This is a genomic window from Bradyrhizobium sp. 17, from assembly GCF_023073515.1.
Classification (GTDB): Bacteria; Pseudomonadota; Alphaproteobacteria; order Rhizobiales; family Xanthobacteraceae; genus Bradyrhizobium; species Bradyrhizobium canariense_D.
The window spans coordinates 264,858-289,301 of record NZ_JADPJQ010000105.1; the positions used below are offsets into that span (position 1 = coordinate 264,858).

At 66.2% G+C, this 24,444-nt stretch carries 22 protein-coding genes and 2 riboswitches; of the genes, 19 read left to right on the forward strand and 3 right to left on the reverse strand.

Translation table 11 applies throughout. The features are described 5' to 3' along the window. Positions 1 to 2 precede the first annotated feature (2 nt). Together IVB13_RS20220 and cobJ are read left to right on the forward strand one after the other, a co-directional pair. Positions 3 to 734, forward strand: coding sequence for a precorrin-2 C(20)-methyltransferase (locus IVB13_RS20220; RefSeq protein ID WP_247404376.1), 732 nt, complete (start codon positions 3 to 5; stop codon positions 732 to 734). Then, positions 731 to 1,465, forward strand: a complete 735-nt coding sequence (cobJ, locus tag IVB13_RS20225) for a precorrin-3B C(17)-methyltransferase (protein WP_018458664.1) — start codon at positions 731 to 733, stop codon at positions 1,463 to 1,465. Before IVB13_RS20220 ends, cobJ begins: the two co-directional genes overlap by 4 nt. Here the strand turns inward: cobJ and IVB13_RS20230 are convergent. Next, the gene (locus IVB13_RS20230) at positions 1,441 to 2,187 is read right to left on the reverse strand and encodes a cobalt-precorrin-6A reductase (protein ID WP_247404374.1); all 747 of its coding nucleotides are present in this window, start codon (positions 2,185 to 2,187) and stop codon (positions 1,441 to 1,443) included. The two genes, cobJ and IVB13_RS20230, sit on opposite strands and share 25 nt — an antisense overlap. On the opposite strand from IVB13_RS20230, the gene cbiE reads away from it, so the two are divergent. The 8 genes from cbiE (at position 2,186) to cobT (ending at position 9,392) form a co-directional block, all read left to right on the forward strand. Beyond that, positions 2,186 to 3,367: a precorrin-6y C5,15-methyltransferase (decarboxylating) subunit CbiE gene (gene cbiE / locus IVB13_RS20235; RefSeq protein ID WP_247404372.1), complete on the forward strand. Its 1,182-nt coding sequence runs from the start codon at positions 2,186 to 2,188 to the stop codon at positions 3,365 to 3,367. The two genes, IVB13_RS20230 and cbiE, sit on opposite strands and share 2 nt — an antisense overlap. Further along, a complete protein-coding gene (locus tag IVB13_RS20240; protein WP_018458667.1) occupies positions 3,364 to 3,732 on the forward strand; it encodes a cobalamin biosynthesis protein in 369 nt (122 codons plus the stop codon). Before cbiE ends, IVB13_RS20240 begins: the two co-directional genes overlap by 4 nt. Next, the gene (gene cobM, locus IVB13_RS20245) at positions 3,729 to 4,511 is read left to right on the forward strand and encodes a precorrin-4 C(11)-methyltransferase (RefSeq protein WP_018458668.1); all 783 of its coding nucleotides are present in this window, start codon (positions 3,729 to 3,731) and stop codon (positions 4,509 to 4,511) included. The genes IVB13_RS20240 and cobM overlap by 4 nt, the downstream gene beginning before the upstream one ends. Next, the gene (locus tag IVB13_RS20250) at positions 4,511 to 5,821 is read left to right on the forward strand and encodes a cobyrinate a,c-diamide synthase (RefSeq protein WP_247393806.1); all 1,311 of its coding nucleotides are present in this window, start codon (positions 4,511 to 4,513) and stop codon (positions 5,819 to 5,821) included. Before cobM ends, IVB13_RS20250 begins: the two co-directional genes overlap by 1 nt. After that, positions 5,818 to 6,549, forward strand: coding sequence for a uroporphyrinogen-III C-methyltransferase (gene cobA, locus IVB13_RS20255; RefSeq protein WP_018458670.1), 732 nt, complete (start codon positions 5,818 to 5,820; stop codon positions 6,547 to 6,549). The genes IVB13_RS20250 and cobA overlap by 4 nt, the downstream gene beginning before the upstream one ends. A 45-nt stretch (positions 6,550 to 6,594) precedes the next feature. After that, a riboswitch (cobalamin riboswitch) is annotated at positions 6,595 to 6,815 on the forward strand. A 36-nt stretch (positions 6,816 to 6,851) separates the two neighbouring features. Further along, a complete protein-coding gene (locus tag IVB13_RS20260; RefSeq protein ID WP_085395464.1) occupies positions 6,852 to 7,529 on the forward strand; it encodes an energy-coupling factor ABC transporter permease in 678 nt (225 codons plus the stop codon). A 45-nt stretch (positions 7,530 to 7,574) separates the two neighbouring features. After that, positions 7,575 to 8,324, forward strand: a complete 750-nt coding sequence (cobF, locus tag IVB13_RS20265) for a precorrin-6A synthase (deacetylating) (protein WP_247404365.1) — start codon at positions 7,575 to 7,577, stop codon at positions 8,322 to 8,324. 15 nt (positions 8,325 to 8,339) lie between these two features. Next, the gene (gene cobT, locus IVB13_RS20270) at positions 8,340 to 9,392 is read left to right on the forward strand and encodes a nicotinate-nucleotide--dimethylbenzimidazole phosphoribosyltransferase (RefSeq protein WP_247404362.1); all 1,053 of its coding nucleotides are present in this window, start codon (positions 8,340 to 8,342) and stop codon (positions 9,390 to 9,392) included. Here the strand turns inward: cobT and IVB13_RS20275 are convergent, their stop codons facing one another. Next, positions 9,393 to 9,965 (reverse strand): histidine phosphatase family protein, encoded by a 573-nt coding sequence (locus tag IVB13_RS20275; protein ID WP_162496359.1) that lies wholly within the window; start codon positions 9,963 to 9,965, stop codon positions 9,393 to 9,395. A 72-nt stretch (positions 9,966 to 10,037) separates the two neighbouring features. After that, a riboswitch (cobalamin riboswitch) is annotated at positions 10,038 to 10,240 on the forward strand. A gap of 116 nt (positions 10,241 to 10,356) precedes the next feature. Here IVB13_RS20275 and IVB13_RS20280 point away from each other — a divergent pair. The 7 genes from IVB13_RS20280 (at position 10,357) to IVB13_RS20310 (ending at position 21,268) form a co-directional block, all read left to right on the forward strand. Continuing rightward, a complete protein-coding gene (locus tag IVB13_RS20280; RefSeq protein ID WP_247338654.1) occupies positions 10,357 to 12,714 on the forward strand; it encodes a TonB-dependent receptor in 2,358 nt (785 codons plus the stop codon). Between the two features lie 11 nt (positions 12,715 to 12,725). Next, positions 12,726 to 14,162, forward strand: coding sequence for a PepSY domain-containing protein (locus tag IVB13_RS20285; RefSeq protein ID WP_247490157.1), 1,437 nt, complete (start codon positions 12,726 to 12,728; stop codon positions 14,160 to 14,162). A gap of 469 nt (positions 14,163 to 14,631) precedes the next feature. Next, complete coding sequence (locus IVB13_RS20290) at positions 14,632 to 16,641, forward strand: hydantoinase/oxoprolinase family protein (RefSeq protein ID WP_247490159.1); 2,010 nt, start codon at positions 14,632 to 14,634, stop codon at positions 16,639 to 16,641. After that, positions 16,638 to 18,218, forward strand: coding sequence for a hydantoinase B/oxoprolinase family protein (locus tag IVB13_RS20295; RefSeq protein ID WP_247404354.1), 1,581 nt, complete (start codon positions 16,638 to 16,640; stop codon positions 18,216 to 18,218). Before IVB13_RS20290 ends, IVB13_RS20295 begins: the two co-directional genes overlap by 4 nt. Positions 18,219 to 18,228: 10 nt before the next feature. Further along, positions 18,229 to 19,524: an aminotransferase class III-fold pyridoxal phosphate-dependent enzyme gene (locus IVB13_RS20300; RefSeq protein ID WP_247490161.1), complete on the forward strand. Its 1,296-nt coding sequence runs from the start codon at positions 18,229 to 18,231 to the stop codon at positions 19,522 to 19,524. Between the two features lie 137 nt (positions 19,525 to 19,661). Continuing rightward, the gene (locus IVB13_RS20305; RefSeq protein WP_247490164.1) at positions 19,662 to 20,594 is read left to right on the forward strand and encodes an N-carbamoyl-D-amino-acid hydrolase; all 933 of its coding nucleotides are present in this window, start codon (positions 19,662 to 19,664) and stop codon (positions 20,592 to 20,594) included. Between the two features lie 5 nt (positions 20,595 to 20,599). Beyond that, the gene (locus tag IVB13_RS20310) at positions 20,600 to 21,268 is read left to right on the forward strand and encodes a flavin reductase family protein (protein ID WP_026233636.1); all 669 of its coding nucleotides are present in this window, start codon (positions 20,600 to 20,602) and stop codon (positions 21,266 to 21,268) included. Here the strand turns inward: IVB13_RS20310 and IVB13_RS20315 are convergent. Then, positions 21,265 to 21,927: an aspartate/glutamate racemase family protein gene (locus tag IVB13_RS20315; RefSeq protein WP_247490166.1), complete on the reverse strand. Its 663-nt coding sequence runs from the start codon at positions 21,925 to 21,927 to the stop codon at positions 21,265 to 21,267. The two genes, IVB13_RS20310 and IVB13_RS20315, sit on opposite strands and share 4 nt — an antisense overlap. A gap of 56 nt (positions 21,928 to 21,983) precedes the next feature. Between IVB13_RS20315 and hydA the strand changes: the two genes are divergently transcribed. Continuing rightward, positions 21,984 to 23,453, forward strand: coding sequence for a dihydropyrimidinase (gene hydA, locus IVB13_RS20320; protein ID WP_247490168.1), 1,470 nt, complete (start codon positions 21,984 to 21,986; stop codon positions 23,451 to 23,453). Positions 23,454 to 23,469: 16 nt separating this feature from the next. Then, positions 23,470 to 24,444 (forward strand): NAD(P)-dependent oxidoreductase, encoded by a 975-nt coding sequence (locus IVB13_RS20325; protein ID WP_247490170.1) that lies wholly within the window; start codon positions 23,470 to 23,472, stop codon positions 24,442 to 24,444.

The following is a 24,444-nucleotide window of genomic DNA, read 5'->3' on the forward strand; positions in this document are numbered from 1 at the left end:
CGATGGGACGCATCATCTGCTGCGGCCTCGGCCCTGGTGACCCCGACATGATGAGCGTGCGCGCCGATCGCACGGTGCGCGGCGCGAGGCATGTCGCCTATTTCCGCAAGAAGGGCCGGCCCGGCCAGGCGCGCCGCATCGTCGAGGGCATGCTGGCTGCCGACGTCACCGAATATCCGATGGAATATCCTGTTACGACCGAGATCGCCTTCGACACGCCTGAATATGTCCAGTTGCTTGCCGGCTTCTACGACGAATGGGCGGAACGGTTGGCGCGGCTGGCGCGCGCGGTCGACGTCGTTGTGCTCTGCGAGGGCGATCCTTACTTCTACGGCTCCTTCATGCATCTGCACACGCGCCTGCAGGGCCGCGTCGAGATCGAGGTGATCGCCGGCATTCCCGGCATGGTCGGCTGCTGGAATGGCGTGGGACAGCCGATTGCGCTCGGCGACGACGTGACGACGGTGCTCATGGGCACGCTCGCCGAGGACGAACTCGAACGCCGCATGCGCGATTCCGATGCGCTCGTGATCATGAAGACTGGGCGCAATCTCGCGAAAGTGCGCCGCGCGCTCGCTGCCGCCGGACGGCTGGACGATGCGTGGCTGGTCGAGCGCGGCACCATGCCGGGCGAGCGCGTGGTGCGGCTTGCGGAGATCGACGCCGCCGACTGCCCCTATTTTGCGATCGTGCTCGTGCACGGCAAGGGCCGGCATCCGGACGCCGCCGAATGACGGGCACGCTGACCATCGCTGGCCTCGGCCCGGGCAGCGCTGCGCTGGTGACGCCCGAGGTCTCCGCCGCGCTTGCCGCCGCGACCGACATTCTGGGCTACGCGCCCTATGTCGCGCGCGTGCCAGCGCGGGCAGGGCTCACTTTGCATCCTTCCGACAATCGCGAAGAGCTGCAGCGCGCGAGCGAGGCGCTGCGGCTCGCGGCCGAAGGCGGCCAAGTCGTCATCGTGTCCTCCGGCGACCCCGGCGTCTTCGCGATGGCGTCCGCCGTGTTCGAGGCGCTCGAACAGGCGCCGCAATGGCAGGAGCTGCCGATCCGCGTGCTGCCCGGCGTCACTGCGATGCTGGCGGCTGCCGCGCGCGCCGGCGCACCGCTCGGCCATGATTTCTGCGCGATCAATCTCTCCGATAATCTCAAGCCGTGGGCGGTGATCGAGAAGCGCCTGCGGCTCGCCGCGGAAGCCGATTTTGCCATCGCGATGTACAATCCGCGCTCGGCGAGCCGGCCGGAAGGATTTGGCCGTGCGCTCGCGGTGCTGAACGAGGCCGGCTGTGGCGACCGTCTTGTGATTTTCGCGCGCGCGATCAGCGCCGCCGACGAAAAGATCGAGACCGTCAGGCTGAACGAAGCCCGGCCCGAGATGGCCGACATGCGCACGCTGGTGATCGTCGGCAACTCGCAGACACGCCGCGTCGGCCGCTGGGTCTATGCGCCGAGGCAGGCCCGATGACCGAGCCACTGCATGATCTCGGCCACGCTCTCGACCCGCAAGCGTTCCGGCAGTTGCGGTCGCGAGATCATGATCACGGGCAGGCCGAGCCTGCGGGCGGCGTCGATCTTGGCGCGCGCGCCGTCGCCGCCGGAATTGCGGGCGACGATCCGGGTGATGCCTCGCGCGCGCAGCATCTCCAGTTCGCCCTCAAGCGTAAACGGCCCACGCGACACGATGACGTCCGCGGCGAAGGGCAGCGGCGCATCGGGCGGATCGACGAATCTCAGCGTGTAGGCGTGCTGCGGCTTGGTCGCGAACGGCGCGATGTGCTGGCGGCCGATGGCGAGGAACACATTTGCCGGCACTTCAGGCAGTGCGGTGACCGCGGCGTCGACATCAGGTATTTCGATCCAGTTGTCGCCGGGCGCTTTGGTCCACGGCGCTCGCTCGAGAGCGATCAGCGGCGTGCCGGTTTCCGCACATGCCGCGACCGCATTGCGGCTCATCTCGGTGGCAAAGGGATGCGTCGCGTCGATTACATGCGTGATGTGTTCCCGACCAATGTAATCGACAAGTCCGCTTGCGCCGCCAAAACCGCCGATCCGCGTCGGCAACGGCTGACCGGCGGGCGCGCGGGTGCGGCCGCCATAGGAATACACGGCATCGACGCCGGCGCGCGCGATCTCCGCCGCGAGCAGGCTCGCGTCGGCCGTTCCGCCCAGAATGAGGGCGCTCGTCATGGCTGATCCCTGGCTGACCATCATCGGTATCGGCGAAGATGGCCTTGCCGGGCTGTCCGAGGCAAGCCGAAAGGCGCTCGATGATGCCGAAACTGTCTTTGGCGGTGAACGGCATCTTGCACTCGCCGGCATAACCGGGCGCGGCCGTCCATGGCCGGTGCCGTTCGATGCAGAAATCGTGTTGAGCTGCCGTGGTCGCCCGACGGCGGTGCTCGCCTCCGGCGATCCGTTCTGGCACGGGGCCGGCGCGAGCCTCGCCGAGAAGCTCCATGGCGACGAATGGATCGCGTATCCGGCTCCCTCGACATTCTCGCTCGTTGCTGCGCGGCTTGGCTGGCGTCTGGAATCCGTTGCCTGTCTCGGTCTCCACGCCGCGCCATTCGAGCGTCTCGTGCCACACCTGGCGCGAGGGGCACGCATCATTTGTCTCGTGCGCGACGCAAAGGCGGCAGGCGATCTCGCGAAACGGCTGACGGCGCGCGGATGGGGTGCCTCGGCATTCTGGACACTCGCTGCGCTTGGCGGGCCGCGCGAAAGGATCAACGCGCATCGCGCCGACAGCTTCGCAGGCGATCTTGCCGGAAATCTGGTCGCGGTAGCCGTTGAGGCGGCGGGCGCGCAGGGCATCCCCCACAGCTCGGGACTATCGGACGAACTCTTCGTCCATGACGGCCAGATCACCAAGCGTCCGGTCCGTGCGCTCGCGCTTTCGGCGCTGGCGCCGCGTCCCGGTGAACGGCTATGGGACATCGGTGCGGGCTCGGGCTCGATCTCGGTCGAGTGGACGCTGTGCGGGGGCACCGCGATCGCCGTCGAGGCGCGCGAGGATCGCGCAGCGAACATTCGCAGCAATGCGACGGCGTTCGGGTTGGCACATCGGATCACAGTCATCGCGGGAAAAGCGCCTGAAGCCCTTGCTACGCTGGACGGGCCTGACGCCGTGTTCATCGGCGGCGGTCTCGACATCGCGATGTTCGACGCCATCTGGCCGCGGCTCTCGCCCGGTACGCGGCTGGTCGCGCATTCAGTAACGTTGGAGACGGAAGCGTTGCTCGGTGAGCTGCACCAGCGCCACGGCGGCGAATTGATGCGGGTCGAGATTGCGCATGCCGCTTCGCTCGGCCGCTACCGGTCCTGGGAGGCCGTGCGGCCCGTGGTGCAATGGAGCGCGGTCCGATGAAGGTCGCCGGGCTCGGATTCAAGCGGGACGTCACGCTGGCCTCGCTGCGTGAGGCGCTTCTGGCGGCCGGTGGTCCCGAAGGCCTCGCAGCAGTGGCGACGGTCAGCGATAAGGCCGACGAGGAGGTGTTGAAGCAGCTCGCGCGCGAATGCGGCTTGCCGATCAAGGCGGTTGCCGCCGAAATGCTTGTTGGCATCGACACGCCGACGCAGTCAAAGCTCGTCGTGGAAAAGTTCGGGACGGGATCGGTTGCCGAGGCGGCGGCGCTCGCAGCGGCCGGACCTCGCGCGCGATTGATTGCGACGCGGGTGGTCTCGCAGGATCGCACCGCGACCGCGGCGATCGCGGAAGGAGACGGCGCATGACGGTGCATTTCATCGGGGCAGGGCCAGGCGCTCCTGACTTGCTGACGTTGCGCGGCCGCGATCTCATCGCCGCCTGTCCGGTCTGCCTCTATGCTGGCTCACTTGTGCCCGAGGGCGTCTTGGCGCATTGCCCGCCCGGGGCGCGGATCGTCAACACCGCGCCGCTGTCGCTCGATGAGATCGTCGCGGAGATCGCCGCCGCCCATGCCGATGGCAAGGACGTTGCGCGGCTGCATTCCGGTGATCTCTCGATCTGGTCGGCGATGGGCGAACAGCTCCGCCGCCTGCGCACGCTCGACATTCCCTACACGGTCACGCCCGGCGTTCCCTCTTTCTCGGCCGCCGCGGCTGCGCTGGAGGCCGAGCTGACGCTGCCCGGCCTTGCCCAGACCGTGGTGCTGACGCGCACGCCGGGCCGCGCCAGCGCGATGCCCGAAGGCGAGAAGCTTGCCGCCTTCGCCGCCACCGGCGCGGTGCTCGCCATCCATCTGTCGATTCATCTGCTCGACAAGGTCGTCGCTGAGCTGACGCCGCATTATGGCGCGGATTGCCCGGTCGCGATCGTCTGGCGTGCGAGCTGGCCCGAGCAGCGCATCATCCGCGCCACGCTCGCAACACTCGACGCTGCTGTCGGGGGCGAGATGGAGCGCACCGCGTTGATCCTGGTCGGCAAGACGCTGGGCTCGGCGGATTTTTCCGAGAGCCGTCTCTATGCTGCCGACTATGACCGCCGCTATCGGCCGGTCGGCGCCGAGCCGCGCTTTCCGGAGGTGTCGTGATGGCGGCAGGGCTCGTTATCTCCGCGCCGGCCTCCGGCGTCGGCAAGACCACACTGACGCTGGCGCTTGCCCGCGCCTGGCGCAACAGCGGATTGCGGGTGCAGTGCTTCAAGAGCGGCCCCGATTACATCGATCCCGCGTTTCATGCCGCCGCGACGGGACGCGCCTCGGTCAACGTGGACAGCTGGGCGATGGATCGCGGGACAATCTCGCATCTCGTCAGTCGTGGCATTGACGCCGATGTCGTGCTGGCCGAAGGCTCAATGGGCCTGTTCGACGGCGTTGCCGCGCGCGGCGTCTGCGGCACCGGAGCGACCGCCGATATCGCAGAGATGCTGGACTGGCCGGTGCTGCTGGTGATCGATCCCTCGGGCCAGGCACAAACGGCGGCCGCGATTGCCGGGGGCCTTCGCGACTACCGCCCCGGTGTGCGCCTTGCAGGCGTCGTGCTCAATCGCGTTGCCAGCCCGCGCCACGAAGCCCTCGTGCGGCGCGCGCTGCTGGATGCCGGCATCGCCGTGTTCGGCGCGTTGCCGCGCCATGCGGAGATCAGCCTGCCGAAACGGCATCTCGGACTGGTCCAGGCCGAGGAGCAGGCGGAGATCGGCAAGCTGATCGACGAGGCCGCGCGCTTCGTTGCCGAGCATGTCGATCTCGACGCGGTGCTGCGTTCGGCGGCCACCTGGTCGCCGCAACCTGCCGCAAGCGGCGTCAACGTGACGCCGCCCGGCCAGCGCATTGCGCTTGCCCGTGATGCCGCGTTCTCCTTCGTCTATCCGCACATGCTGGAAGCGTGGCGCGCGGCGGGTGCGGAGATCTCGACATTCTCGCCGCTCGCCGATGAAGCCCCTGATCCGGTCGCCGATGTGTGCTGGCTGCCTGGCGGCTATCCCGAGCTGCAGGCCGGCAGGATCGCTGCCAATGCGCGCTTCCGCAGCGGATTGCGCGCCTTCGCCGAGACGCGCCCGGTGCACGGCGAATGCGGGGGCTATATGGTGCTGGGCACCGCTTTGACCGACGCCGATGGCATCAGCCACGAGATGACGGGCCTGCTCGGCCTGGAGACGAGCTTTGCCAAGCGCCGCATGCATCTGGGCTATCGTCTGGCCGAGCTCGCCGCGCCGATGCCGGGTCATCAGGCGGGTGCACGCCTGCGTGGCCATGAATTCCACTATTCGACCATAGTCGCGCAGCCCGACACGGCGCTGGCGGTCGTGCACGACGCGACAGGTGCGGTCATTGCCGAGACCGGCTCGCGGCGGGGACAAGCTACCGGCACGTTCTTCCATCTGATCGCGGAGGACCGGTGAGCGGTTTTGTCTCCTTTGTCTCCGCCGGGCCCGGCGATCCCGAGCTGCTCACGCTCAAGGGTGCAGCGCGGCTGCGCGAGGCCGACGTTGTGCTCTATGACGATCTTGCTTCAGGCGCGATCCTCGATCTGGCCCGGCCCGGCGCCAATCTCGTCGCGGTGGGAAAGCGGGCAGGGCGGGCCTCGACCAAGCAGCACCATGTCAACCGCCTGCTGGTCGACTATGCCGTGACAGGCGCGCGCGTGGTCCGGTTGAAGTCGGGCGATGCCGGCATCTTTGGCCGGCTTGAGGAGGAGCTCGAGACGCTGCGCGAAGCGGGCATCGGCTACGAGATCATTCCCGGCGTCACCTCGGCCTGTGTCGCCGCCGCGCAAGCCGGCATTCCGCTGACCCGGCGTCACACCTCGCGCCGCGTGCAGTTCGTGACCGGGGCGGACGTCACCGGCGAGCTGCCGCCAGATCTCAATTGGGCGGCGCTGGCCGATCCGGAGGCGACAACCGTGGTCTATATGGGCCGGCGGACGTTTCCGGCGTTGGTCGTCAAATTGATCGAGCACGGGCTCGCCCCAACCACGCCGGCGTTGTTTGCCGAATCGCTCGGCCGTCCCGATGAGCGGCTGGTCCGCACCACCATTTCGGAACTTGCCGAGCAGCTTGCGCGGGGCGGAGCGGCCTCCACGGCGGCCGTCATCCTGTTCGGCGCGCTGGCGGGGAATTATCCGTCATGACTGCCTCGTCCGCCCGTCGCCCCTTGACGCCCGGCCGGCGAAAGAGGCACACAGGAGACGCATGGTGCTCGACGCGGCGCAAAGCGCCGGAGCATAATCGGGAATGGGGATGGGCGGACCCAGTTGCGGCGCCCAAAACCCCAGCCGCCCCCGCGACTGTAAGCGGTGAGGGACTTCGATCAGCCACTGGGCCGCGAGGCCCGGGAAGGCCGGAGACTCCCAGTGAACCGCGAGCCAGGAGACCGGCCGTGCATGTTTTGAGGCCAAGGCCGTCGGGTGTGACGGCAAGAAGGATCTGAGCCATGCATATCGAACCCGGACTAGTCTCGGACGCCAAGCTCGTATTGAGTTACGCAACCGGCATCGCTGTCGGCGGTGTTGCCCTGAAGCTCGCGGTTGAGACCGTGCGCGAGCAGGGCATCACGTCGTTCGCGGCGCGGACGCTCGCCACCACGGGGCTTGTGTTTATCTTCTTCGAGATCCTGCCGCACTTCCCGGTCGGCGTCTCCGAAGTGCACTTCATCCTCGGCTCGACCTTGTTCCTGCTGTTTGGCGCGGCGCCTGCGGCCTTCGGCCTCGCGTTTGGCCTGCTGTTCCAGGGCATCTTCTTCGAGCCGCCCGACCTGCCGCAATATGGCATGAACGTCACCACGCTATTGGTGCCGCTGTTCGGAATCCAGGCGATCGCCACGCGGATCATTTCGAGCAACACGGCCTATGTCGATCTGAAGTACCGCCAGGCGCTGGCGCTTTCGACGACCTATCAGGCGGGCGTCATCGCCTGGGTGGCGTTCTGGGCGATTTATGGCTCCGGCTTCGGCGCGACCAACCTCGCCAACATCGCGACCTTCGCGGCGTCCTATGCGCTGGTCATCGTGATTGAGCCGCTCGCCGATCTCGGCGTGCTGGCGCTGGCAAAGTCGCTGCGCGGCGTCACCGCGCCCGGCCTCGTCACGCCGCGTTTGCACAACGCGGCCTAGAGACAAGCGAACGGGCGGCCATGATGGCCGCCCTTCGCAGCCACCATGCTCACGCTCTCTCTGATAGGCATCGGTTGCGGCGATCCCGAGCAGCTCACGCGTGCCGCGATTACTGCCATCAACGCGGCCGATCTCGTCCTGATCCCCCGCAAGGGGACGGCCAAGTCCGACCTCGCCGATCTCAGGCGGACGATCTGCGCCGATGTGCTCACCAGCGACACGACCCGCATTGCCGAGTTCGATCTGCCCGTGCGGGACGCCGCTGAAGCGGACTATCGCAAGGGCGTGGACGATTGGCATGATGCCGTGGCTGCCGTCTGGTCGCAGACGATCGGGGATCATCTCGAAGGAGAGGGCAAGGTCGCGCTGTTGATCTGGGGCGATCCCTCGCTTTACGATTCCTCGCTGCGTATCGCGCGGCGGCTCGATCCCTTGCCGACAATCGAAGTCGTGCCCGGCATCACCTCGATCCAGACGCTGTGTGCGGCGCATGCGTTGCCGCTCAACGACATCGGCGAGCCCTTTCTAGTTTCGACCGGACGCCGCTTGCGCGATGGCGGCTGGCCGCAAGGTGTCGATACCGTGGTGGTGATGCTCGACGGCGGCACGGCATTCGAGTCGCTTGATCCGGCGGGCCTGCACATCTGGTGGGGGGCCTATCTCGGCATGCCCGATCAGATCGTCATGTCCGGCGCGCTGGCCGAGATCGGCCCGCGCATCGTCGCCGTGCGGCAAGAGGCGCGCGAACGGCACGGCTGGATCATGGACAGTTACATCCTCAAGCGCAGGCTGTGAGGCAAGCGAGGCAGCATGCTCCCCGAATGGGTCACCCAACAATGCCCCGACATCTCCGCAGTCCACCGCGAGGCGGCGGTGGCGCGGCAGGCGCAACTGACGAAACCGACCGGCGCGCTCGGCCGGCTCGAGCAGCTCGCGATCGAGCTTGCGGGCCTGCAAGCAACCGAGCAGCCGCGCGCGGCGCGGGTGCCGATCATCATCTTCGCCGGCGATCACGGCATCGTCGCGCAGGGCGTCTCGGCCTATCCGCAGGAAGTGACGATCGCGATGCTGGCGAACTTCGCCTCCGGCGGTGCCGCAATCTCGGTGCTGGCGCGTGAGCTGGGCTCCAGCCTGGAGGTCGTCGACGCCGGCACGCTGGCGCAGGAGGAGATGGCTGGAATCGTGACCGACAAGCCGCGCAGCGGTACGCGCGATTTCAGCGTCGAAGCTGCGCTCACCCCCACGGAGCTGGCATTTGCGTTCGAAGCCGGCCGACGTGCGGTGACGCGCGCACAGGCCGGGCAGCCCGATCTTCTGATCTTCGGCGAGATGGGCATCGGCAACACCACGACATCGGCGGCGATCGCGGCCGGCTTGCTCGGCGTGAGCGCCGCGGAGATCGCGGGCAGCGGTACCGGCATCGACGCGGCCGGCCGTGCGCACAAGGCGGGGGTGATCGACGCTGCAATCGCACGCCATGACATTGTGGGCGCTGCGCCCGAAAAGATCCTGTGCGCCGTCGGCGGTCTCGAGATCGCCGCCATCTGCGGTGCCGTTATCGCGGCTGCACAGCACCGCATCCCCGTGTTGATCGACGGCTTCATCGTGTCGGTCGCGGCGCTGGCGGCGGTGCGGCTCAACCCTTCGTGCCAGCTGTTCCTGCTGGCCTCGCACCAGTCGGCGGAGCAGGGGCATCGGCTGGTGCTGCGCGCGCTGAACGTGCAGCCGCTGATCAGCCTGGATCTCAGGCTCGGCGAAGGATCGGGCGCGGCCATCGCGCTGCCGCTGGTGCGGTCGGCCTGCGCGCTCCACAACGGCATGGCGACCTTTGCGCAGGCCAATGTGCCTGATCGTCCGGCCTGATCAAATCGTCCGCTGATTGACGGAGACGACGCGCCAGCCGGTCGCGAGCCGGTCAATCCTGGTCAGCGACAGCGGATCGATCATGAAGCGCAGGGCCGCTTGTGGCGTCAGGTCGAGCGCGATGCACAGCGCCGCCCGGATCGTGCCGGAATGCACGACGAGCGTTGCGGCCCCGGTGCCGATCTTCGACAAACCCAGGCGGACCCGCGCGACCTGTTCCTCAAAGCTTTCGCCGCCGGGCGGCCGTCCGCGCGCCGGATCGCTCCAGAACCGTGCATAGGCCTCGCCACCGGTCGCGGCGAGTTCGTCATGCCGACGGCCGGTCCAGTCGCCAAAGTCTTGCTCGCTGAATTCGTCCAGCTGCAGCGGCTCGAGTCCCAGCGCGCGGGCCGTTTCGACGGTGCGCCGCGACGGGCTCGCATAGCTCGCGGCGTCCCGCGGCAAGCGCTGGCGCAGCGCCTCCAGCTGCGCGCGAGCACCGAGATCGGCCGGCGCGTCGGCTGCATGGATGATCCCCGAAACGCCATCGACGGGCGCGTGCCGTATCAGCCAGAGGAAGGTCTCGCCTTCCATGCTTTTCTCCAAGGAAACTGGTCGTTGTGGCAATAGCGCCGCAACTGGCACATTGACTCTGTCTGGATCGTAATCCTAGATGCTCGCGACGGTTTCCCCGAGAGGGGATGAAAAGGGAATGCGGTGCGGGGAGTTTGTCCCCAATGCCGTGGCTGCCCCCGCAACTGTAAGCGGCGAATCTTGCGTCACGAGCCACTGGGTATCTCGGTCCCGGGAAGGCGATGCAAGGTACTGACCCGCAAGCCAGGAGACCTGCCGTCAGCCGTGGTCACACGCGAAGATGTCGGTCGGGGAGTACAGACATTCGGCTTCACCGGAAGGCTGACAAGCCGGACGATGGAACCCTGGTTCGCGGTGACGTGCCACTGACGTCGCTCCGAGGTCCAAGACCGTGTATTCCCTTCGTATTGTACGACCACGCCGTTTCCTACTGGCATCCGCCGCTCTCACATCTTTCGTCGCCATCGACATGCCAGCGGCCTTGGCGCAGCAGGCCCGCGAGCCACTGCCGCCCGTCGAGGTGTCGGCGCCACAATCCCGCAGGCAGGCCAAGCCGGCCGGACGGGACGCGCAGCGCTCACGCCGCGCAGCAGCGCGCCGGCCGGAGACTGCATCCGCAGTGCCCAAGCCCGTCGCGCCGACCACGGCGGCACAGACGCCGCTCAACACCAATGCCGTCGCCGAAAGCGCTTCGCGCCTCGGCCTGACCGTGCGAGAAACGCCCGCGACCGTGGAGGTGATCTCGGCCGCAACCATGCGCGAGCAGGGCTACCGCACCGTGTCCGACGTTGCGCAGGGAGCGGTGGGCGTCACAGCCGGCGACAATCCGGCCGAGCCTTCGGCTTTCTCCATGCGCGGCTTCACCAACAGCCAGATCAACACGCTCTATAACGGCATCAAGATCGGTCCGCAGAACATGACCTCGCGGATCATGGACACGGCCAATCTGGAGGCAGTCGAATTCCTGAAGGGTCCGGCGTCGCTGATGTCGGGCGAGGGCGCCGCCGGCGGCGCGATCAACTTCGTCACCAAGCAGCCGCACACCGGTCCGATCCGGAACGAGGCAGATTTCTCCTGGGACTCGCTGAACTCGTTCCGGGCGCATTACGGCTCGGGCGGCAGCACCAATGTGCAGGGGCTGGACTACCGCTTCGACGTCAGCCGTTCCTCGCTCAACGGCTTTGCCGACGACACCAACACCAAGACGGTCGATGTCTCCGGCCAGCTCAACTACCGCATCTCCGACAGCCTCAAGGTCTGGGGCGCGATCGAGTATCGCGAAGATCGCTCGAAAGCCTATTGGGGTGCGCCGCTGGTGCCGATTGCCTTCAGCGGCTCGCATGCGACGACGGGGATCGTTTCCGGCAATTACGTCTCGAACTACAACAAAACCGATCTCGGTGCGGTCACGATCGACGACCGCACCTTCAATACCAACTACAACGTCCTCGACAACAAGAACGTGGCGAAGGAGGTGTGGCTGCGCGGCGGTTTCGAGCTGAATCTGGCGCCCGACCTGACGCTGAAAAGTCAAGCCTATGCTTACGGAGCTGAGCGCACATGGTTCAACAATGAGATCGAGGCGTTCAATTCCGGGACCAACATGGTCGATCGTGAGCGCTTCTATGTCGCGCACAGCCAACGCTTGGTCGGCAACGTCACCGATTTGATCTGGGATGCGAATATCGCCGGCTTTGACAACCGTTTGGTCACGACGCTTTCCTCAAGCTACCTTGATTTCGTGAGGCCGGGCGCCGCAAATTTCCCCGGCGATTCCGTTCCGCTGGTCGATCCGCCTCGCGGCTATTACGGCCTGCTCACCATTCAGCAGCAGACCGCGCGCATCGACAATGAGGCGCTGTCATTCGAGGACCGGCTGAAGTTCACGCGCAGCTTTGCGCTGGTCGGCGGCCTGCGCGTCGAGCATATCGGGCTCGACCGCAATTCGACCGACAAGTTCGGTCTGGAGAAGGCGAACTTCCCGTTCTCGCAATCCTGGGTCCCGACCACAGGCCGTATCGGCTACACCTGGGAAGCCGTACCGGGCCTGACCTTTTTCAGCCAATACGCCACCGGCGCCGACATCTCGGCCAACAACATCTTCCTGCTCAATCCGACCGATCCGCTGAACCTGACCACCGCGCGCACCTACGAGACCGGCGTCAAGCACCTGTTCTGGGACAACCGGGCGGAGTGGTCGTTCTCGGCCTACGACATCCTGCGCAAGAACGTCTATGCCGCGGCCGGCGGCATGCAGCTCAACCTTGCCGGACGGCAGGAATCGAAGGGCGTCGAGCTTGCCGCGTCCGTGCGTCCGATCGATCCCCTGCGTCTCTGGGGCAACATCGCCTATGTCGATGCGCGCTACGCCGACTTTAATTTTGTCGGCGGCTCGTTCTCCGGCAACACGCCGCCGAACGTGCCGCGCGTCGTGGCGAATGCCGGAGCGTCGTATCGGTTCTTCACGCCGTGGCCCGTGGAAGTCGGCGTCACCGGCCGTCACGTCGGCGACCGCTACAACACCGATGCGAATGTCGTGACGATGAAGGCCCACACTGTCGCGGACGTCTATGCCTTCGTCGACATCCCGAAGACGGTGTTCAACGCGGTCGACCAGGCTCGCCTGACTTTCCGGGTGCGCAACATCGCCGACAAGCGCTATGCGATCTGGGGTGATCCGTTCTATCCCGACCAGATCCTCTTGGGTGCACCGCGCACCTATGAACTCTCGGCCGCATTCAAATGGTAGGATGCTGATCGATGATGCGCGCGATCGTCCTGCTGCATCGATGGCTCGGGATCGCGTTCTGCCTGCTGTTCGCGATGTGGTTCGCGACGGGAATCGTGATGCACTTCGTTCCGTTTCCGTCTCTGACGGAAGCGGAACGCTTCGCCGGGCTTGGGCCGCTGGATGGCGCCGAGACGAGGCAGCTTGCGGTCGCTGATGCCGTGGCCGCGAGCGGCATTGCTGATGCGACTCGCGTTCGCCTGATCCAGCGCAGTGACGGACCGGTCTATGTCGTCTCGGGGCCGTCGCGCGCGGGCGCAGTGCGTGCCTCCGACGGAGCCGGCGCCTCGGTCGCATCTTCCGACGTCGCGCTGGCCATCGCGCGAGACCACGCGCGCAGCCGCGGGCTGGATGCCGCGCGGGCCGCAATCCTTGCGCGCGCGGACTATGACCAATGGAGCGTGCCGAACGGCTTTGACCGCCACCGGCCCTTGTTTCGGGTTGCCCTGGGCGACGCCGCTGGAACGGAAGTCTATGTCTCCTCGCTCACCGGCGAGATCGTCCTGGATACGACGCGCAACGAGCGGACCTGGAATCTGGTCGGGAGTGTGCTGCACTGGATCTATCCAACGGTCCTGCGAAGCAACTGGTCGCTGTGGGATCGCGTGGTCTGGACCTTGTCGCTGCTGGCCCTGATCGCGGCTTTGCTTGGCTCTGTGCTCGGCCTTGCGCGGATCAAACCTCGAAGCGGTCTGATCGGCTCGCCCTATCGCGGCTGGCATGCGCTGCATCATCTCATCGGCCTCGTTGCGATGGTGTTCGTGCTGAGCTGGATTTTCAGCGGCTGGCTCTCCATGGATCACGGGCGGCTGTTCTCGCGCGGGCAATGGGCCTCCGCTGAATCCAGCGTGATGAACGCTTCACCGAACTGGACGGCGGCCCCATCGCTCGATCGGCAGCCTGTATCGCCATCGACCCGTGAAATCGAATGGTTTGCCTTCAACGGCACTCTCTATCGGCGGGATCGAACGGCCCTTGCCGGTCAGACCTTGATCAAGGCAGGGGACGCGCCCCGCGATGGACCGACGAGATCTCTGGATGTGCACGAGGTCCAGGGGTTGACCGCGCGCCTGGCGGCCGGCTGCGGCGGTCCGTCTGTACTTGCCGAGGACGACAACTATCCCGCGCGGTCCACTGTCCCGGGCGCCCCGGTCTACCGCTCGTATTGCGGTGACCTCTGGTTCGACATCGACGGCGCCGACGGCAATTTGCTGCAAAGGCTGGATCCATCGCGGCGGGCCTATCGCTGGTTCTACGGCGCGCTGCACACGCTGGATTTTCCGGTTCTCGTCGCGCACCCGTTACTGCGCGACGGCTTGGTCGTCGGGCTCTGCTCCCTTGGCTTTCTGTTCTCCATCACGGGCATCATCATCGGCTGGCGCCGCCTGCGTCCGTCCTTCGCGGCCTGAGAGCCGGAGCGGGCAAAACCACCGCTTACTGATCGTACAATAAAGAGAGGCTGAGCCGACTGCCATGCATAGCTCATAAGCAATCGCATGGTCCGTAGGGCCGGTCGATCGCCTGCAAATTAGACAGTGCGTGCGGGGCGCGTGGATTGCGCTGCAGCGGATGTGGTGTTTCGTCCGGAAAAATTCGTGGTGCGCCGCACTTATGTCGCGTCGAACGATCCACACCGACGTGCTCTCCATGCGGGCAGGGCTGCACTAAAATGTGCCTCGCCGCGCCGCGCCGGTCGCGGGCTGGTCCAGTGCATTGCGACAACTCTGGCCCTATCCCGAGGCCATCGCTCTGTCCCACGCTCGCAAGCGGTGGCATGACAGGGGATGATGATGAGCGCTCTCGGTTTGCGATTGAACCTCGCGAAGGACGGGAACCACCCGGCGTCCGGTTCGAATGTCGTCCGCAGCTGACCCACACATGAGCACTGACGAAAATCACTGGGAAGTTGGCACCGATATCGGCGGCACCTTCACCGACATCATCGCGATCCGACACTCCCCCGCGGAGGCACGGATCGCGAAGGTGCCGTCGCGACCTCAAGCTCCGGTTCAGGCGATGCTGGAGGCGATCGAGGCGGTCGGCCTGCGCAAGAGCGAGGTCAAGCGCTTCGTCCACGGCACCACGCGCGTGACCAACGCCATCGTCGAAGGACGGCTGCCGAAAGTGGCACTGGTGGCGACCGAAGGCTTTGCCGACGTGCTGGAGATCGCGCGCTATCGCCGCCGCGATCTCTATCGTCTCGACGTCCCGCCAAAATCGCTGCCGCTGGTGCCGCCGGAACGATGCTTCGGGCTTGCTGAGCGCCTCGATCACGAGGGCCGGGTGCTGAAGGCGCTGGATGACGCGGAGATCGAGCGTCTGGTGGCCTGGCTGAAGGGGACCGGCGTGCAGAGTGTCGCGGTCGCGCTGCTGCATGCCTATGCCAATCCGGTGCACGAGAAGATGCTCGGCGAGCGGCTCAAGGGCGTCGTTGCCCACGTCTCGCTGTCGCACGAGGTCAATCCCGAGGCGCGCGAATACGAGCGGACTTCGGCGACCGTGTTCAACGCCGCGGCGATGCCGATTGCGGTGGAATATCTCAGCGAACTGGAGCTGCGGCTGCCGATCGGTCCCGGCCTGCAGGTGTTTCATTCGGCCGGCGCCATGGTGCCGATCTCGGCCGTGAAGCGGCGGCCGCTGGTGATGGCGATGTCGGGCCCCGCGGCCGGCGTCTCCGCATCGGTCAGCATCGCGCGCCAGCTCGGCACGTCCCGGATGCTGACGTTCGATATGGGCGGCACCACGACCGACGTGTGCCTGATCGTCGACGGTCAGGCCGAGATGACCGACGGCCGCATGCTCGGCGACAAGCCGCTGCGCCAGCCGATGCTCGCGGTGCACTCGATCGGGGCGGGCGGCGGCTCGATCGTGCGCAACGGCTCCGGTGGCCTGACGGTCGGACCGGAAAGCGCCGGCTCCGAGCCTGGACCGGCCTGCTACGGCCGCGGCGGTACCGAGCCGACCATCACCGATGCCAACGCCGTGCTCGGCTATCTCAATCCGGACGCCAAACTCGGCGACCGGATCGGAATTGACATCAAGGCAGCCAGTGATGTCATCGCGCCGATCGCGCGCACTCTGGGGCTGAGCCTGACCGAAACCGCGCTCGGCATCATCAAGGTCGCGAACGCGACAATGGCGCGCGCGCTCCGCCGCGTCACCGTCGAGCGCGGCATCGACGGGCGCGACTGCACGCTGCTCGCCTTTGGCGGTGGTGGCCCGATGCATGCCGCGGGCCTTGCAGATCTCTACGGGATTGCCGAGGTCGTCGTTCCCAGCGCGTCGAGTGCGTTTTCGGCACTGGGCTGTCTCACTGCCGATTTCAGCTTCCTCCAGCAGCAAACTCTGCGCGCTGCGCTCCATGGCATCGACCTCGCCCGTGTGTCGGAGCGGATCGGGGTGCTGATCGACGATGCCTCGGCGCCGCTGATCGCCAACGGGGTTGCCGCGACCGAGATTCAGATCGAGCTGGTGGCCTTGATGCGCTACGCGGCGCAGAACGACGCCATTCCGGTGCCGTTCGCGCGACCGCTCGACGTCATCACGCTGAAGAAGGATTTTCTGGCCCGGCACCACGAGCTGTTCGGCTATGCGACGGGCGAGAGCTGCGTCATCGAGTCCGTGCGGGTGCAGGCGCGCCGTCCATCGACGACCGTCGTGAGCCGGCCGGCCATCGCGGTCAGAACGGTCTCCAAAGGCGAGCGCATCTGCTCGTTCGATGGCTTTCACGACATCGCCACAAGCATCATCAACCGTGCCTCGCTGACCGAAATCGTCAGCGGCCCGGCCATCATTGAAGACGCATGGTCGACCGTGGTGGTCCCGCCCGGCTGGCAGGCGAGGCCTGATGTTTCAGGCAATCTGTTCCTGACGCGGGGGGCCGCATGAAGCTCGATCCGTTCGTCGTCGAAGTCATCCGGCACGGGCTTTCGGCCGCCGCCGAGGAAATGAGCCTGGTGATGACGCGCTCGGCGCGCTCGCCGCTGCTGCGCGAGGCCGGCGACCTGTCGTCGGCGATCACGGACGCCCGCGGCGACCTGGTCGGGCAGGGCCGCGACATCCCGATCCATCTCGGCGCGATGGCCTACACGGTCCTCGAATTGCTGAAAGTGGTGCCGCGCGACAGCCTGAACGACGGCGACGCATTGATCTACAATGTCGGCCCGCTCGGCGGCAATCATCTCAACGACGTCAAGGTCGTGCGGCCCGTCTTCGTCGATGGCGAGATCGTCGCGTTCGCGGTCAGCCTCGCACACTGGCCCGATATCGGCGGCACCTGGCCCGGCAGCTATTTTGCGAAAGCCATCGACACCTTCCAGGAGGCGATGCGCATTCCGCCGGTTCTGATCGCCACGGCAAGCGGCGTCAATACGTCGATCGTGCAGCTGCTCAAGGCCAATGTTCGCGATCCCGAATCCTGCGAGGGCGATCTTCTCGCACAGATCGCCGCAACGAAAGCCGGCGAGAAGCGCATCGTCGAGCTCTGCCGCGAGCACGGCAAGGCGGTCTTCACGGCGGCGCAGTCGCGCCTGCACGATCTCTCCGAAATCGAGATGCGCGAGGCGTTGCGCGATCTGCCTGATGGCGTCTACGAGGGTGAGGACTATCTGGACGACGGCGGCGTCGACGACGCGCCCGCGCGCATTCATGTCAAGATCACCATCGCCGGCGACGAAGCGACCTTCGATCTTTCAGGAAGCTGCGACCGCGTCTCGAATTTCTGCAACACGACGCCGTTCATGGCGCGCTCGGCGGTGGCCTATGCCGCGCGCATCATGAGCGGGCGCGACATGAACCAGAACGCGGGCGCGTTGCGGCCGCTGACCATCATCACGCGCCCTGGCTCGATCCTGGAGCCGGGCTGGAATGCCTCGGTTGCTGCCGGCAATCATGAGACCTCGATGCGCATCGTCGATGCGATTTTTCGGGCAATGCAGGACACTATTCCGGAGCGCCTGTCTGCGGGCGGGGCGACCACGGCGGGCGTCCTCTTCTTCGCCGAGCCGCGGCAGAACGGTTCGTGGAAGATGCTTTACGAGGTGCACGGCGGTGGCGAGGGCGCGCGGCATGATCGCGACGGCATCTCGGCGACGCGGGTGCATCTGTCCAACACCTCAAACACGCCGGTCGAGGTGATCGAGGCGAATTACGCGATCCAAATCGAGCAGCAGGCCATTCGCTGGCAGTCCGGCGGCGCGGGCGCCCATCGCGGCGGGGACGGCGTCATTCGTAGCTATCGCATCCTGGCACCCTCAATGCATCTGACCACCTGCATCGAGCGCATGGTGATGGCGCCGTTCGGCATGCAGGGCGGTAAGCCCGGCAAGGCCTGCCGCATCTCGCTGATCCGGCAGGGCGCGAACGTCGCGATCGACGGCAAGTCGAACCTGGTGCTGCAGCAAGGCGATCTCGTCACGATCGAGACCTGTGGTGGCGGTGGCTACGGCGCCGAGGCTGCGGAATGAGGGGATTGCAATGAGCAGATTGTTGCGAACCGGGCTGAATGCCGGCGACAGCGCGCCCATGGACGTGGTCGGCGGCGAGGGCGTCTATTTTCATCTCTCGGATGGTCGCAAGCTCATCGACGGCAGCAACACCGGCGGCGGTCTCGGACATCGTCATCCCGCGATGGTGGAGGCGATCCGCCGCGCCGCGGATACGCCCGTCGTGAACGAGGGCTGGACCTGGGTCGGCCGCGAGCAGGCGGCTGACGACTTGATGGCCACCGCGTTCAAGGGCGAAGACGATTGGGTCGGTGCGGTGCGCTTCTGCATCAGCGGCAGCGAGGCCAATGACATGGCGCTGTCGCTCTGTCAGGCCCTGACGCAGCGGTCCGCGCTGGCGACGCGCGAACGCGCCTATCACGGCATTACGGGCCTCTCGCGCAGCATGACCGTGCAGCCGCAATGGCATGGCGGCCTCGCGGTGCATTCAGGCGGTTCGCGGCTGCCCGCGCCGATGGCGCCGGTGCGGATATTGCCGGCGCCGCAGGGCGCGATCTACGGCGCGCCGGCCAACAATGTTCCCCCCAGCGAATATCTGGCCGATGCCACGCGCCTGCTTTCGGATACGGCAGCGACGATCATCGACTACACGCAAGGCGGCATCTACTACGATGGCGCCTATCAGGACGAGGTGGCGCGGTGCGCGCGGCAGGCCGGCTCCTACTGGATCGCCGACGAAGTGGTGACTGGTGCGGGCCGTGCCGGGCGCTGGTTCGCGTTCCAGGGAGCCGAAAGTCGTCCCGATATCGTGACGCTCGGAAAATCGCTCGGCGGTGGCGCGGCGGCGGTTGCCGCGGTCGTGGTGTCGAAAGACATCGTCGAGCGGCTCAAGGGCACGAGCTGGCAGAATTACGGCACGTTGCGCGGGCATCCCATCAGCATGGCTGCCGTCAGCGCCTATCTGAAAGTCATCAGCGATGACGAGATTTTGGAGCACGTCAGGGGTCTCGAAAAGCTGTTCACCCGCCGCCTTCTGGCCATCGCGCAGAAACATCCAAGCGTGCAGCGCCTGGCGGGGCAGGGGCTGCACTGGACCGTGGAGTTGCACGGGCCGGACTGGCGCTCCTGGCATGCCGACACCACCGAGGTGCCGATTGCCTCGCGCGTCGCGGAGCGGGCGCTGGAGGCGGGCGCCGTGATCGGGACCAGCGGCGAGCAGACTTCCCTGTTCCTCGCGCCGCCACTCGTGATTTCCGAGCATGAGGCCGGGCAGCTTCTGGACGCGCTGGACCACGGTCTCGATATTGCGGATGAGGAGCAGACATGAGGATGGAGCGTGCAGCGCACACGATGCCGATGTGCAGGCGCCGGCTGGCAAGTCCGGGCGATGCTGCGTTATGCTGCGCGCGCCGGCACGTGCTTGAAACTGTAGCTTAGCTCAAAGACATCACCAGGAAATCGCTGATGCGTATCGTCAATGTTGCCGCCGCCCAGATGGGCCCGATCCAGAAAGCGGACAGCCGCGAGGCCGTGGTCAAGCGCATGATCGCGCTGATGGATGAGGCCAAGAGCAAGGGCGCCGACCTAATCGTCTATCCGGAACTGGCGCTCACGACCTTCTTTCCGCGTTGGTACGTGGAGGACCGGGCCGAGTTCGACAATTGGTTCGAGCGCGAGATGCCGAACGCGGCGACGAAACCGTTGTTCGAGCGCGCGGCGCAGCACCAGATGGCGATGAATTTCGGCTATGCGGAGCTGACGCCGGACGGGCATCATTTCAACACTGCTGTTCTCACCGACAAATCCGGCAAGATCGTCGGAAAATATCGCAAGATCCATCTGCCGGGCCATGTGGAATACGACACCAAGCGCTCGCACCAGCATCTGGAGAAGCGCTATTTCGAGCCGGGCGATCTCGGCTTCAATGTCTGGCGCGAGCTGGGCGGCATCATCGGCATGGCCATCTGCAACGACCGGCGCTGGCCCGAGACCTATCGCGTGATGGGCCTGCAGGGCGTCGAGATGGTGCTGATCGGCTACAACACGCCGTCGGTGAATGCGGAGAGGAGCGATGAAGGCGTCGAGAAACGGTTGTTCCATAACCGCCTCTCGGCGCAGGCCGGCGCCTATCAGAACGCGACCTGGGTTGTCGCGGTGGCCAAGGCCGGTAACGAGGACGGACACCCGCTGTTCGGCGGCAGCCTGATCGTCGATCCCAACGGCGAGATCGTCGCCGAAGCGAAGACGGAGGAGGACGAACTGCTGGTCCATCCTTGCGACCTCAATGCCACCACCTTCGGCAAGACCACGATCTTCAATTTCGCGCAGCACCGCCGCATCGAGCATTACGGCCTGATCACCAGCCGTACCGGCGCGGTGCCGCCGCCGGAGACGTGACGTCGATGACTGGCCAGAGCACATCCGGCATATCCTTGCGCGAGCTCGATCCGCGCGACCGCTACAAGCTGCTCTGCGGCGTGGTGGTGCCGCGGCCGATTGCGCTGGTGACGACGCTCGATGCCAACGGGGCGGTCAACGCCGCGCCGTTCAGCTTCTTCAACGTGTTTTCGGAGACTCCGGCGCTGATCGTGCTCGGGCTTCAGCACAAGCCGGATCACAGCCCGAAGGACACCACCCGCAACATCCATCGCGACGGCGAGTTCGTCGTTCACATGGTTGATGAGGCGCTCTCCGCGGCGATGAATGACTGCGCGGTCGATTTCCCGTCCGGTGACAGCGAGGTCGCCGCGGCAGGGCTGGCGACGCTTCCCTCTGTAGACGTGAAGGTGCCGCGCCTCGCCGCGGCACCCTTTGCGCTCGAATGCCGGCGCCATGTCGCCCTAAATTTTTCGCCCGATCGCGAACTGCTGGTCGGCGAGGTGCTCCGGGTTCACGCCCGCGAGGGCCTCGTCGACGAGGCCAACATGTATGTCGATCTCGACGCCTACCGGCCGATCGGCCGCATGTTCGGCAATCTCTACACGACGCAGCGGGATACGTTCGCGCTTGTCCGGGAGAGCCACGCGCAATGGCTCGCGCGGCAGGACGCCAAAGAGCTGAAGGACGCCTAGTGGTTCGAGAACTGCACCGTACCCAGCGCCATGGTGACGGCCGCCTGTGTCGGGTCGATCACGGCAATGCCGAGCGCCTCTTCCAGCGGGCGGCGGTGCCGTGCCATGCCGGCGCAGCCCATCACGATGGCACGGGCGCCGTCCTCGTCGCGCAGCGCGCGGCCGACCTCGATCATCTTCGCCAGCGTGCCTTCGCCCGAGGCGGTTTCCGCGACGCTCATGTTGAGCGGCCGCTCGCCGGCGAGCCGTTCGGTCAGTCCCATCTGCCTGAGATAGCGCATGTGACGTGGGATCGAGCGCTGGGCGATCGCGATGACGCCAAAGGTTTCGGCGCGAGCCAGTGCGGTCAGCACGCCGCACTCGGCGATGCCGAACACGGGGCGGTCGGTGCCTTCGCGACAGACCTGAAGCCCGGGATCGCTGTAACAGGCGATGACAAAGGCAGCCGAGCTGTTGTCGCCCTCGACCAGCCGGCGCAGCGGCATGGCGACGCCGTCGACATCGGCCTGGCTTTCAATGCCGAACGGACCCTCGGCCAGCGTCTGGCAGACCAGCTCCGGCCCGCCCTCGAAACCGAGCGGCTTCAGCGCGTCCTCCAGCCCTTGGGTAACGACAGGGTTGGAGTTCGGATTGATGACGAGAATGCGCGGTCGGGACATGCTGGTCTTCCTGCAAAATTTCGATCACTTGCCTTAAGCCTATCATGGAGTGCCTCATGACTGAACCCGCTTACGACCTGATCATTCGCGGCGGACGCGTCGCGACGACAACCGACGTCTTTGAAGCCGATGTCGCCATCTCCGGCGAGACCATCGCCGCTATCGGGCGCGGGCTTCCGTCCGCGAAGCGCGAGATTGATGCCCGCGGCAAGCTGGTGCTGCCAGGCGGCGTCGACAGCCACGCCCATATCGAGCAATTGTCCGCTGCCGGCATCATGAACGCCGACACCTTCGAGAGCGCGACCGTCTCGGCCGCCTTCGGTGGCACGACCACGGTGATCCCGTTTGCCGCCCAGCATGTCGGCATGAAGCTGCCGCAGGTGGTGGAGGATTATCACGCCCTCGCCAAGAAAGGCGCCGTGATCGACTACGCCTTTCACATGATCATTGCGGATGCGACCAAGGAAACGGTCGAGGAGCACATTCCGGCGCTGGTGAAGCAGGGCCATGCCTCGATCAAGATTTTCATGACCTACGACCGGCTCAAGGTCGACGACGAGCCGCTGCTGGACATCCTTCTTGCCGCGCGCCAGTCCGGCGCGATGTTGTGCGCCCATGCCGAAAACCACGGCATCATCGCCTGGATAGTGAAGCGCCTGCTCGCGCGCGGCTACACCATGCCGAAATACCACGCCGTCAGCCACGCCCGCGTGTCGGAGGCGGAAGCCTTTACCCGGCTGATCGGCATGGCGGCGCTGATCGACCAGCCCATCATGATCTTCCACGTCTCGACCGCCGAGGGCGCCAAGGTCATCCGCGACTCGCGCGGGCAGGGATTGAAGGTGTTCGCGGAGACCTGTCCGCAATACCTCTTCCTCACCGCTGCCGATCTCGACAAGCCCGGGGTGGAGGGCGCCAAGTGGATGTGCAGCCCGCCGCCCCGTACGCATGCCGACCAGGAGGCGTTGTGGCAGGCGCTGTCGCTCGGCGATCTCCAGACCATCTCGTCGGATCACGCGCCGTATCGCTATGACGAGACCGGCAAGCTGCGCGCCGGCCCCAATCCGAACTTCAAGCAGGTCGCGAATGGCCTGCCGGGATTGGAGCTGCGCCTGCCGCTGCTGTTCGACGCGATGGTGTCGAACGGGCGGCTGGGCCTGGAAAAGTTCGTCGAACTGACGTCGACGGCGCCGGCCAAGATTTACAATCTGCATCCGCGCAAGGGCTCGATCGCGGTCGGCGCCGATGCCGATATTGCAATCTGGGATCCTAATCGCGAGGTCGAGATCGCCGATGAGATGATGCACGACCTTGCCGGCTACACGCCGTTTGCAGGCCGCAAGCTGAAGGGCTGGCCGGTGTCGGTGCTGTCGCGTGGCCGAGTGATCATCGATGGCAACAAGTGCCTCGCGAGCGCAGGCAGCGGCCAGTTCCTGGCACGCAGCGGCGGCGAGGCGGCCATGCCGACGGGGCGGCTCGTGGCCGACATGGATCCCGAGCGCAATTTCGGAGCGAAGCTACTGTGACGGTGGATCGCGCGCGATGAAGATCGTCATCTTCGGCGGCACCGGCTTTGTCGGGCTCAATGTTGCGGAGGCGCTGCTCGCGCGCGGCCATGACGTGACGCTGTACGACCGTGCAGAGTTGCCGCCATCCGCGCGGCGGTCTCTTGCCGACTACGGCGCACGGCTCAAAGCGGTGCGGGGCGATATCACCGACGCAGATGCCATCGATGCCCTCATCGCCGAAGGAGTTGATGCGATCGTGCTCGGCGCGGCCATCACCGCCGGTGATGAACTGGAGAGGGCATCGACCGCGCGCGTTCTCGAGATCAACGTGATGGCGCAGATCCCGATCCTGCTCTCCGCGATCCGGCATGGCGTGCGCCGGGTCGTCAATCTCTCCTCGGCATCGGCCTATGGCGCCGCGGGCGCGCGGGTCGAGATTCTGGACGAGGACACGCCTTGCGATCCGGTCTCGTTCTACGCGATCAGCAAGTTCACATCGGAGCGATCGGTTGCGCGTCACGCCGAGCTCTTCGGCGGTGATTTCCTAAATGTGCGGCTGAGCGCGCTATTCGGACCGTGGGAGCGACCGAGTTCCGTGCGCGACACGCCAAGCCTCCAGTTCCAGATCTTGGCCGCGTTCGCGCGCGGCGAGCCGGCGATCATGCCTGAAGCGGGCATGCGGGATTGGATCTACGCGCCGGATGCGGCCGAGGCCGTCGCACTGCTGATCGAAGCCGAGCGGCCGCGCCACCGGCTCTACAACATCTCCCGCGGAGAACTTTGGCCTGCGCTGCAATGGGGCGAGGCCTTTGCGGCGTTGCATCCCGGCCTGGAGTGCCGGGTCGCGGCGCCCGGCGAGAAAACCGTCATCAAGCTGCATGGGCCCTATCGCGCGCCGCTGTCGGTGAACCGGATGGCGGATGAATTCGGCTGGCGCGCGCAGTTCGGCTGCGCCGAGTCGGGGGCCGCGATGAGTGCCTGGTTGACGCAGCACAAGGAGTGGATCTGA

Coding starts and splice junctions, on each gene's coding strand:
- IVB13_RS20220 (WP_247404376.1), top strand. CDS start 3: ATGGGACGCATCATCTGCTGCGGCCTCGGCCCTGGTGACCCCGACATG.
- cobJ (WP_018458664.1), top strand. CDS start 731: ATGACGGGCACGCTGACCATCGCTGGCCTCGGCCCGGGCAGCGCTGCG.
- cbiE (WP_247404372.1), top strand. CDS start 2,186: ATGGCTGATCCCTGGCTGACCATCATCGGTATCGGCGAAGATGGCCTT.
- IVB13_RS20230 (WP_247404374.1), bottom strand. CDS start 2,187: ATGACGAGCGCCCTCATTCTGGGCGGAACGGCCGACGCGAGCCTGCTC.
- IVB13_RS20240 (WP_018458667.1), top strand. CDS start 3,364: ATGAAGGTCGCCGGGCTCGGATTCAAGCGGGACGTCACGCTGGCCTCG.
- cobM (WP_018458668.1), top strand. CDS start 3,729: ATGACGGTGCATTTCATCGGGGCAGGGCCAGGCGCTCCTGACTTGCTG.
- IVB13_RS20250 (WP_247393806.1), top strand. CDS start 4,511: ATGGCGGCAGGGCTCGTTATCTCCGCGCCGGCCTCCGGCGTCGGCAAG.
- IVB13_RS20260 (WP_085395464.1), top strand. CDS start 6,852: ATGCATATCGAACCCGGACTAGTCTCGGACGCCAAGCTCGTATTGAGT.
- cobF (WP_247404365.1), top strand. CDS start 7,575: ATGCTCACGCTCTCTCTGATAGGCATCGGTTGCGGCGATCCCGAGCAG.
- cobT (WP_247404362.1), top strand. CDS start 8,340: ATGCTCCCCGAATGGGTCACCCAACAATGCCCCGACATCTCCGCAGTC.
- IVB13_RS20275 (WP_162496359.1), bottom strand. CDS start 9,965: ATGGAAGGCGAGACCTTCCTCTGGCTGATACGGCACGCGCCCGTCGAT.
- IVB13_RS20285 (WP_247490157.1), top strand. CDS start 12,726: ATGATGCGCGCGATCGTCCTGCTGCATCGATGGCTCGGGATCGCGTTC.
- IVB13_RS20290 (WP_247490159.1), top strand. CDS start 14,632: ATGAGCACTGACGAAAATCACTGGGAAGTTGGCACCGATATCGGCGGC.
- IVB13_RS20295 (WP_247404354.1), top strand. CDS start 16,638: ATGAAGCTCGATCCGTTCGTCGTCGAAGTCATCCGGCACGGGCTTTCG.
- IVB13_RS20300 (WP_247490161.1), top strand. CDS start 18,229: ATGAGCAGATTGTTGCGAACCGGGCTGAATGCCGGCGACAGCGCGCCC.
- IVB13_RS20305 (WP_247490164.1), top strand. CDS start 19,662: ATGCGTATCGTCAATGTTGCCGCCGCCCAGATGGGCCCGATCCAGAAA.
- IVB13_RS20310 (WP_026233636.1), top strand. CDS start 20,600: ATGACTGGCCAGAGCACATCCGGCATATCCTTGCGCGAGCTCGATCCG.
- IVB13_RS20315 (WP_247490166.1), bottom strand. CDS start 21,927: ATGTCCCGACCGCGCATTCTCGTCATCAATCCGAACTCCAACCCTGTC.
- hydA (WP_247490168.1), top strand. CDS start 21,984: ATGACTGAACCCGCTTACGACCTGATCATTCGCGGCGGACGCGTCGCG.
- IVB13_RS20325 (WP_247490170.1), top strand. CDS start 23,470: ATGAAGATCGTCATCTTCGGCGGCACCGGCTTTGTCGGGCTCAATGTT.